The sequence below is a fragment of the candidate division KSB1 bacterium genome (assembly GCA_022562085.1).
In the GTDB taxonomy this organism is placed as follows: domain Bacteria; phylum Zhuqueibacterota; class Zhuqueibacteria; order Oceanimicrobiales; family Oceanimicrobiaceae; genus Oceanimicrobium.
Genome location: JADFPY010000149.1, coordinates 1 through 10,080, shown reverse-complemented (window position 1 = coordinate 10,080; position 10,080 = coordinate 1). Strand labels below are relative to the sequence as shown.

Annotated in this window: 10 protein-coding genes; 6 read left to right on the top strand and 4 right to left on the bottom strand. The window is 44.9% G+C overall.

The window, feature by feature from the left end; genetic code table 11:
* The 4 genes from IH879_12950 to IH879_12935 form a co-directional block, all read right to left on the bottom strand.
* The coding region (locus IH879_12950; GenBank protein ID MCH7675846.1) for a molybdopterin-dependent oxidoreductase at positions 1-750 on the bottom strand (750 nt) is incomplete at its 3' end.
* Positions 751-753: 3 nt separating this feature from the next.
* Positions 754-1,392: a (2Fe-2S)-binding protein gene (locus tag IH879_12945; GenBank protein ID MCH7675845.1), complete on the bottom strand. Its 639-nt coding sequence runs from the start codon at positions 1,390-1,392 to the stop codon at positions 754-756.
* Between the two features lie 223 nt (positions 1,393-1,615).
* Positions 1,616-2,665, bottom strand: coding sequence for an inorganic phosphate transporter (locus IH879_12940; GenBank protein ID MCH7675844.1), 1,050 nt, complete (start codon positions 2,663-2,665; stop codon positions 1,616-1,618).
* Between the two features lie 6 nt (positions 2,666-2,671).
* Positions 2,672-3,316, bottom strand: coding sequence for a DUF47 family protein (locus IH879_12935; protein MCH7675843.1), 645 nt, complete (start codon positions 3,314-3,316; stop codon positions 2,672-2,674).
* A 375-nt stretch (positions 3,317-3,691) separates the two neighbouring features.
* On the opposite strand from IH879_12935, the gene IH879_12930 reads away from it, so the two are divergent.
* The 6 genes from IH879_12930 to ssnA all read left to right on the top strand — a co-directional run.
* Complete coding sequence (locus tag IH879_12930; protein MCH7675842.1) at positions 3,692-5,131, top strand: FAD binding domain-containing protein; 1,440 nt, start codon at positions 3,692-3,694, stop codon at positions 5,129-5,131.
* Positions 5,118-7,466 carry a molybdopterin-dependent oxidoreductase gene (locus tag IH879_12925; GenBank protein ID MCH7675841.1) on the top strand — a complete coding sequence of 783 codons (2,349 nt, stop codon included), beginning with the start codon at positions 5,118-5,120 and terminating at the stop codon, positions 7,464-7,466. Before IH879_12930 ends, IH879_12925 begins: the two co-directional genes overlap by 14 nt.
* Before the next feature lie 17 nt (positions 7,467-7,483).
* Complete coding sequence (locus IH879_12920; GenBank protein MCH7675840.1) at positions 7,484-8,251, top strand: Fic family protein; 768 nt, start codon at positions 7,484-7,486, stop codon at positions 8,249-8,251.
* 58 nt (positions 8,252-8,309) lie between these two features.
* On the top strand, positions 8,310-8,501 hold the full coding sequence (locus IH879_12915) for a hypothetical protein (protein ID MCH7675839.1): 192 nt from the start codon (positions 8,310-8,312) through the stop codon (positions 8,499-8,501).
* Positions 8,489-8,785, top strand: a complete 297-nt coding sequence (locus IH879_12910) for a type II toxin-antitoxin system RelE/ParE family toxin (protein MCH7675838.1) — start codon at positions 8,489-8,491, stop codon at positions 8,783-8,785. The genes IH879_12915 and IH879_12910 overlap by 13 nt, the downstream gene beginning before the upstream one ends.
* Positions 8,782-10,080, top strand: a 1,299-nt coding sequence (gene ssnA / locus IH879_12905; GenBank protein MCH7675837.1) for a putative aminohydrolase SsnA, incomplete at its 3' end; no start/stop codon positions are given. The genes IH879_12910 and ssnA, both read left to right, overlap by 4 nt.

Here is a 10,080-nt window from a genome sequence, read left to right as displayed (position 1 = left end):
AGGTGCATTTGCTTGTTTTGCTAACCGAGCCGCAATTGCGGAATATCTGCCCGCCTGCAGTTTACTACCGAAACCGCCTCCCATATGTTCGCAAATGACCCGAACTTTGTTAACGGGCATTTCCAAAAATTTTGCTAACCCTTCGCGCACACCATGAACCGCCTGTGTGGAATCCCAGACGATTAACTCGTCACCTTCCCACATGGCCATACTGCCGTGGGGTTCCAGACAGGAATGGGTCTGAACCTGGGTGCGAAATTCGCTTTCAATAATTTCATCCGCCTCAGTAAAACCCGCTTCGATGTCGCCCTCGCCCCGCACCCTGGGATCTCTAAAGTTGCTGCGGTCACTAAACACCCGAGGTGCGCCATCCTTCATAGCTGTATTTAAATCCGCTGCACACGGCAGCACTTCGTACTCGACTTGAAATAAATCTAGGGCATCCTCAGCAATTTCATATGTTGTGGCGGCCACTGCAGCGACTTCTTCGCCGACATAACGAATCGTGCCGGTTGGGTGAACATCTGTTAAAACCGCTTTGACTCCAGGAAGCTGGCGAACTTTTGAATCATCTATTTCAACAATTTTGGCGGCAGGATGCGGTGAGCTCAGAATAGCACCAAACAACATTCCCTTAGGTGCTTGGTCGTAGACATATTTTGCCTGCCCCGTGACTTTATCTGGTGCGTCGAGGCGAGGGTAATACCTGCTCAAAATCGACATTTGATCTAAACTTTTCCATTTGGCCATGATTCACCCTCCTTTCCGCGAAATTTTCTTTGCACTCTGTACTGCTTCAAACACTTTTGGATAGGTTCCGCAGCGGCAGAGATTTCCCGAAAGTCCTTGTTTAATCTCATCCAAATTCGGGTTAGGATTGTTGTGTAGCAGCGCTGTCGCGGACATCACTAATCCGGGAGTACAAAAGCCGCACATCAGGGCGTCTTTTTCAGCAAAAGCTTGTTGAACCGGTGAAAGATTCTGGCCATCGGCCAAACCTTCAACCGTCGTGATTTTTTTGCCGCGTGCATCCACCGCTAGTATCATACAGGATAGCATGGTTTTGCCATCGAGCATCACCGTGCAGGCGCCACATTGACCACGGTCGCATACTTCTTTCGTGCCGGTGAGATCCAATCCGTCGCGCAAAACGCCCAGCAGAGTGGTTCGCGGCTCGACTCGCACAGTGTGCTTTTTACCGTTAATGTGCAACTGAATCATTTGGGGTTCGGAAATACGCTCGGTTTCGGGTTCCAGAATGGCTGCAACTGCCTCTTTGTTGAACAACCCGGTGGAAATCGCAGACGTGCCGATGAAGCCGCTTCCCATACCCTTGAGGAAGGTTCGTCGGGAAACTTTTCCGCGGGGTTCCTTAACGTCTTCTTTTGACATAAGGCCGCTCCTTTTAGGTTGGTATAATCAAAATTTTTGGCGGGATTAGATAATCATACAAAAGATTTTTGAGGAAGTCAAGGAATTTGGGAGGGAGATGTTAATTTTTTGAAAACTTATGATCTTTATTTTACGTAAAGAAGGCCGCCGACTGTTAATTATTCTAAGAAAATGAAACAAATTAATTTGCAAGTCTGTTAATTTGGTTTACACTTTTTGTCTTCTAATGTTGAAGGCTCACTTGCAAATTAAACACATTCTGCACAAAGAAAAGCGCAATAGATGTGAGAATCCCTGCGAAAATCGGAGTAGCCAGCCAGCCCATAGCAATTTCGCCGAGTAGACCATAGTTGATGCCTTTCGCGCCTTTCAAAATGCCAATGCCTAAAATTGCTCCGATGACCGCCTGGGTGCTGGAAACCGGGACAAGTGGCAGAGAAGGAAGTCCTACGGAAGTGAGCCAATTTGCCAGTCCTTGAGAAGCAAAAAGAAAAAGAACGAGTGCATTGGCCAGCACAACAACCAGAGCGGCCTCAGGCGAGAGTTTAAATAAGTTACTGCCGACTGTTTCCATGACTTTTTGGGAATAGGTATAGACACCGACTGCGATTGCAATCCCCCCAAGAAAAAAGAGCTGCTGAACTCCAGTTAGTGTTAACGGGCCGAAAATGTGTAAATCCTGGAATGGTGAAACAGACATAAAAACCCCCATGACGTTGGCGATATTGTTTGCACCTAAGCTGTAAGCGCCAAAAGCTCCCACAATGATCAACCCTACGCGGGTGTACAGATCTAATTTAAGCAGGTGAATTTTTACATTGTTGAAGAAAAATTTAAATGCTAAATAAAGGATCATCGCAAACACACCGGCCAGAACAGGACAAAGAATCCAGGTGGATACGATTTTTGTTAAAGTTTGCTGATTTGTGGCCGAACCGGTATAAATATTCCATCCGATGATTGCCCCGACGATGGCCTGGGAAGTCGAAACCGGGACTTTCAGCTTTGACATCCAGAAGACGGTAAACCCGGCGGAAGCGGCAACCGTGAATGAGCCTGCGATTGCATTGATAGAGCCGAGACGGCCAAGCGTGTGAGCTGCGCCTGCCCCGCTTATTACCGCTCCCAAAATGACGAAAACACCACAAAGCAAGGCTGCGGTTTTGAACCGGATCATTTTCGAACCGACGGCAGTCCCGAAGACGTTTGCCGCATCATTGGCGCCGAGGGACCAGCCCAGAAAAAGTCCGCTTGATAGAAAAAGGAAGATCATTTGATTTTAAACGCTTCGTTTGATGCTGTAGATGGAGAGACGGTCGGCCACTTCTTCGGAGCGATCGGCGAGAAAATCGACATGCTGCACAAAATTGGTCAGGTGCATCTTGTTACTTAAATTTATTTTCAATTTGAAGATGTGACGTTTGAGCCGGTCGGCGATTTTGTCCGCTTCTTTTTCATAAAAATAGACTTTATGCAAGTGGTCTTTAACAGCATTTACATCCCGTAAGAAAGCACGTGCTGCCAGAACAATTGATTCGGCTGCCAGCGCAGCTTTGTCAGTCAGTTCAACAAAATCTTTTATGAGCTCCATGTGAATATCCGGCGTTTCGACTGAAAAGTAGTTGAGTGTACCTTTTGCGGTATCGATGACGTTGTCCAGGTTTTCCAGCAGTCCCAGCACGTCGCCGCGATGTTCAGGAATCAGGGAGTGGGTATAAAGATGGCTCTCAATGCGCCGCCGCAAAGTATCGGCTTTGTTTTCCAAGTCCCTAATCGTGATCATATTTTCTTCAAAGTTGACTTTCTGATTTTCAAAATAACTTTTGATGCCTTGTTCAAATACCAAAGCACCCTGGCTAACAGCATCCAGAAATTCATCGATTTGAGTTTCCAGCATTTTCGTGGATTTAAAAAGGATGGGCATATTGAGATTTCTCCTTAAATTGTAACTATTCAACTGTTAGCTGTTGGCTGTTAGCTGTTGGCTGTTAGCTGTTGGCTGTTGGCCTTGAGCTTGCTGATAAGGTTAACGATCGCAATCCCTTCTTTCCAAAGATTCAGAGTCCTAAAATCTCTCATTGTGTGCAACCAATTGTGATACGACAGCCAACAGCTAAATGCCAATAGCCGAATAGTGACAAACTTAGTTTAAATTCAAGCAAAATGCAAGTGTCCTTTAGTAGTTTTTTATTGCATTTCCGTTATATGGGTGGTATATTATTGCATAGAAAACATTGATTAAGCCGCTTTTACTCAGATTGGTGTTTCCTCTAATTCCACCACTAAAAGAGAGCTCTCGATGCCAATCCATTTTTGGTTAAATAACCACGAAGTTACCACTAAAGAACCTGCCGGCAGATTGGTGCTCGACTACCTGCGCCAAAAGGAACGCCTTGTTGGAACCAAAGAAGGATGCAAAGAAGGGGACTGCGGGGCCTGCATGGTTTTGATTGGGGAATTGTCCGGCAATCAAGTTGAATACAAACCGGTGACCTCCTGTCTCATGCCGGTCGGCGAGCTGCACGGCAAGCACCTCGTCACCATCGAAGGACTTAATCTCGAAAAGCTCACCCCGGTTCAACAAGCCATCGTTGATGAGGGTGGCAGTCAGTGCGGTTTTTGCACGCCGGGAATCGTTGTTTCCTTAACGGGTTATTTAATGCAGCCCTGGTGTGAACTTAATGCTGAGGGTATTAAATATGCTCTTGGGGGAAATTTGTGCCGTTGTACCGGATACGCTTCGTTAATGCGTGCCGGCAGCCGGCTCCTCAAACAATTCGGAAATGGCGCTGCCGGAAATGGCAAAAAAGCTCAAAATCCAATTAAAACTTTAATTAAACAGAAAGCTCTCCCCGATTATTTTCAAACGATTCCTGAACGCCTGAAAAAAATACCTTCCTTTGAACAAAAAAATAGCAGAACGAAACCCGAAACCTTTGTGGCTGGCGGTACGGATATTTATGTTCAAAGAGGGGATGAACTGCCTGATTCGCAAGTCGATGTCCTGAACCTGCGTCCGGAGATGAAAGAGATTCGCGTTAAAAATGGCAAATTTTATGTTGGCGCTTTGACTACTTTTGAAGAATTTGCTGTACATCCTGAGATTAAAAAAGTCCTTCCCGATATGCCAAAATACAACTTGCTGAATGCATCGTGGCAAATTCGCAATCGCGCGACTTTAGGCGGCAACATCGTTAACGCCTCGCCCATCGGAGACATGACTGCGCTTTTACTTGCATTAGAGTGCGATCTGGTTTTGAAGAACGGCAAAAAGCAGCGGACAGTCCCGATGAAGTCATTCTTTAAAGGATATAAAGTTCTTGAAAAAAGTCCTTCTGAAATTTTAACTGAAATTATTTTTCCCGTGCCTGATAAGAAAACCAAAGTTCATTTTGAAAAAGTTTCGAAAAGAAAAACGCTCGATATTGCTTCTGTGAACAGTGCGATTAAAGTTCGGGTTGAAAAGGGAACGATTCAGGCCATTGAAATGAGTATGGGCGGGGTCGCGCCAATCCCGCTTTTTATGAACAAGACTTGCGAATACTTAAAAGACAAACCGGTTAATAGACAAACCATTTTAGACGTATTGTATATTGCAATGAGCGAAATCTCGCCGATCAGCGATATCCGCGGCTCGGCTGAGTATAAGAGACTTTTGGTACGGCAATTTATCATCGCTCATTTTACCAAGCTTTATCCCGAATTTGTAACTGTGAGGGAGTTTTATGAAACACATTGACGCCGCCGCTCACACCCGCGGCGAGTCGCAATATGTCGACGACATTCCTCAGCCCGCGGAAATGCTTTTCGCCGCTGTCTTTCCCTCGCCGGTTGCCCACGGCAGGATTTTGAAGCTGGATATCAAAGAAGCGCTTTCTCTGGACGGCAGTATTGCGATTTATACCGCAAAGGACATTCCGGGTGAAAATCAAATCGGACCGATTATTCAAGATGAAACGCTGCTCGCAGAAGAGAATGTGCATTTTATCGGCGAGCCGGTTGCGCTGGTTGTTGCCAAAACAGGGGAACTCGCCCAAAAAGCTTTAAAGAAAATTAAACTCGAAGTAAAAGAGCTGCCGGTTATCACCGATCCAAGGGAAGCGTTCGCCAAGGGGCAGATCATTGGAAATAGCCGAACTTTTGCTTTAGGAGATGTCGAAAGCGCCTGGGACAAATGTGATGTTGTTGTTGAGGGCCGATGCGATATGGCCGGGCAAGAACATGCCTATCTTGAAACTCAACGGGCGCGAGCTGTGCCTCTGGAAGACGGATGCTTTCGCATTCATTCTTCAACCCAGAGTCCTTACGCGGTCCAAAAAAACGCGGCCAAAATTCTCGGCCTCTCGCACCATAAAATCGAAGTGGACGTCAGGCGACTCGGCGGTGGCTTCGGTGGCAAGGAAGATCAAGCGACCCACTGGGCTTGTCTGGCGGCACTCGCAGCTTCCCATACCAAAAAGCCGGTTGAGTTGGTCCTGCCGCGGCACCAGGATATGGAAATGACCGGTAAACGGCATCCTTACTCTTCGGATTTTAAAATCGGTTTAACCAAAGACGGTAAGATTTTAGCATACGATGTCAAGCATTATCAAAATTCTGGCGCTGCTGCCGACCTTTCTACGGCTGTTATGGAAAGGACGCTATTCCACAGCACCAACTCATATTTCATCCCGAACGTAAAAATTTTTGCTGCCTGCTGCAGGACGAATTTGCCGCCGAATACAGCTTTCCGGGGATTTGGCGGGCCGCAAGGGATGTTCGTCATTGAAAGTGCGATTGCAAAAGCGGCTGAAAAGTTAGGAATGTCGCCGCAGGAGATTCAGTATAAAAATCTATTGCAGGAAAACGATGTCTTTCCTTATGGACAACATGTTCACGATGCTCAAATCCGGAAAACTTGGGATGAAGCGAACAAATCGTACAAATTGCCGGCGATTCAAAAAAGAATTGCTAAATACAACGAAACACATTTTGAAACTAAAAAAGGGTTGGCGGTCATGCCGATCTGCTTTGGCATTTCTTTCACCACGACTTTTTTGAATCAGGCCGGAGCACTGGTGCACGTTTATACTGACGGCAGTGTCAGTGTCTCTACCGGTGGAATCGAAATGGGGCAAGGCCTGAACACGAATCTTGCGAAAATAGCGGCAAAAGCCTTTGGCATTCAAAGTGAACGCGTCAAAATCGAAAGTACAAACACCATCCGCATTGCAAATATGTCTGCCAGCGCAGCCAGTGCGACGACGGATTTGAATGGCAATGCAACGCTAATTGCGGTCGGACAAATCTTGGATCGGTTAAAATCTCTTGCCGCTAAAGAATTAGGTTTGTCACATAATGAAAAGATCACACTTGAAAATGAAAAAGTTTTGTTCGATGGCAAAGAGACGGGTTGGACCTGGGGAAAACTGATTCAAACAGCTTATCTAAATCGAGTAAGTCTCTCGGCACATGGGTTTTATACGACGCCGGGAATCTGGTTCGATAGAGAGAAAGAAAAAGGACACCCGTTTGCTTATCATGTTTTCGGCACCGGAATTTTTGAAGTAACAGTCGATTGTCTGCGCGGCACCTATGATATCAATTCCGCGAAAATCGTTCATGATCTCGGGCGGCCCATTAACGAACTCGTCGACCGCGGTCAAATCGAAGGCGGGCTGGCCCAGGGACTCGGCTGGATGACTTTGGAAGAATTGAAATTTAATGAAAAAGGCAAGTACCTTTCCAACTCTCTGGCGACTTACAAGCTGCCGGATGTTTATTTCATGCCGGATGTTTTAGAAGTCAAACTGCTGGAAAATGTCGATAATCCACGGGGACCCTACGGTGCCAAGGCAGTCGGCGAACCGCCGCTAATGTACGGCATCGGCGTCTTTTTCGCCATTCGCAATGCTATGCGCGCCTTTCGACCTGAGGCCGAGTTTGCATATGATTCGCCATTGACACCCGAGAAAGTGTTGATGCAGTTGCATGCGGATGTGATTGATGATCTTACGAATGGTCGAACAGTGACCTCAGGTAAAGGAGTAAAGACAAAAAAGAAAAGGTTGAAGAGAGTTGACTTGGTAAACTGAGTGAGCTACTCATCAATATGGAAATCACCAGCAAGAAATACTTTTCAGAATACACGGATCGAATTGGACATGAAATAGAATTTTTAATCAGTAGCTTTGATTTTAGTGATCAACATATAGATTTGGGATATTCTACTCAGGCATCCGCTGTTTACTCGTCAAATATTGAAGGAAACAGCGTTGATTTAAATTCTTTCATGAACTATAAACTTTCTCCCGAAAAGTTTAAACAAACGAAAGAAATTGAAGAAATTGAAAATCTTGTCACGGCGTATCAGTTTGCTCAAAAAAGTAAATTAAGCGAGTCTAACTTTTTAGAATGTCACCGCATTTTTTCGCCGACCTTATTAATAAAAAGCAAAAGAGGTAACTATCGCATTGATAAAGTCGGTGTTTTTGGACAGACTGGTTTAGCCTACTTAGCGCTTGAGCCCGAACACGTTCAGAAGAGAATGAAGTCATTTTTTCAAAAGATGGAAGCTTTATTGAAGGACAAGCTCTCACTCGAAGAGATTTTTTATTTTGCCTCGATGATGCATTTAATATTTGCTCACATACATCCCTTTACGGATGGCAACGGACGGGCGGCTCGATTATTGGGAAAATGGTTTCTGACCGAAAAAATCGGCGACCAATATTGGAAAATTCCGTCAGAAAAATATTACAAAGATAATCAGGGGAAGTATTATGCAAATATCAATCTTGGCGTCAATTATGATGAGTTAAATTATGATAATTGCATGCCATTTTTAATGATGCTGCCGAATTGCCTTAGAACTAAATAATAGTTTGGTTGCACATGTGACAGGATTTACCGACAAATATTATTCGAGGATAATTAATATGAAACATAAAACGGTAAAAGAAAAAATTTTAAACGCGGTTAATGAATTACCTGAAGAAGTTAGTTTTGAGGATGCCATGGAAAGAATATATTTTTTGTATAAGGTTGAGAAAGGGATCCAACAAGCAAATGCGGGTCAAGTCGTTTCCCATGAAGAAGCTAAGAAACGCATGAAAAAATGGCTAGAATAAATTGGTCGAATCAAGCGCTTGATGATTTAGATGCAATCTGTAATTTTATCGCGCGTGATGCTCCTCGCTATGCTCAAGTTTTCGCAAATCGAGTATTTGAATCAGTTGAGAGATTAGAGCTGTTCCCAAAATCTGGTAGAATCGTTCCTGAATTGCAACTGGAGACGATTAGAGAAATTATCTTTGGCAATTATCGTATTGTTTACAGGTTAAAACAAAAGGAAGTCGAAATTCTAACAGTATTTCATGCCGCAAGGCTTTTTGATTTTTCTGAAATATTATGAGTTTGCTAATCCACAATACACTCATCTTCACCAATGATGACCAAAACACCATTTTAGATGGTCACGCAGTTGCAATTGAGGGCACTCGTATTAAGGAAATCGGAGGGAAAAGCGAGCTTAAACAAAAGTACATACAGTTTGAGCAATTTGATGGCGGCGGTCGACTACTAATGCCGGGCTGGGTTAACACCCACATGCATTTTTACGGTACGTTTGCCCGCGGTTTGGCTTTGCAAAAAGCTCCATCAAATTTTCATGAAATTCTCAAGTTTCTCTGGTGGAAGCTGGATTCAGCGCTCGATTTGCAGGCAGTTTACTATAGTGCTTTAGTGCAAGCCATCTCCGCGGTCAAACATGGAGTTACCTCCATTATCGATCACCACGCCAGCCCAAAGGCTGTTGAAGGCAGCCTTGACAAAATTGAGGAAGCGCTGAATTTATTGGGATTGCGTGGTGTACTTTGCTACGAAGTCTCAGACCGCAACGGCGAGGAAATTCGTGAATTAGGATTACAAGAAAATGCGCGTTATATTCAAAAATGTCAAAATGCCAGACAAGAAAATCCCGATCACCTTTTCGATGGCATGGTTGGCTTGCATGCCTCGTTTACTTTAGAAAACGAGAGCCTGCAAAAGGCCGCTGAGCTTAGCAAAACCTCGAATCGCGGCTGCCATATTCATGTTCTTGAAGACGGGGTGGATGGCGACCAAACGCGGGAAAAATTTCAGATTGGCGTTGTTGAACGCTTACGGGAATTTGGTATTTTAGGCGATAAGACAATCGCGGCACACGGGATTCATCTCGATGAATCCGAAGTGGACCTGCTTGCAGAAACCGACACGGTCGTCGTCCATAATCCACAGTCGAACATGAATAACGCGGTTGGGCGCACGGATGTTTTTAAATTACTTCAGAAAGAAATTTTAGTTGGCATCGGCACCGACGGCATGTCTGCGAATATATGGCCGGATGCACGGACAGCGAATTTGCTGCACAAACATGATTTGCAAAATTCGAATGCCGGCTGGAATGAAATTCAGCAAATGACACTCAAAAACAACCCGAAGATTTTCGAACGGATCTCGGGACAAAAAATAGGTAGAATCGAACCCGGCTGTTTGGCGGATTTGATTCTGGTCGATTATTTTCCGCCCACGCCGATGACCGGTGAGAACATCTGGGGGCATTTTTTATTTGGTATCGCTGATGCGCCTGTCGATACTACAATTGTAAACGGCCGTGTCATCATGAAAAATAAAGAAATTGCAGGATTGGATGAAGAGGGGATTGCGGCA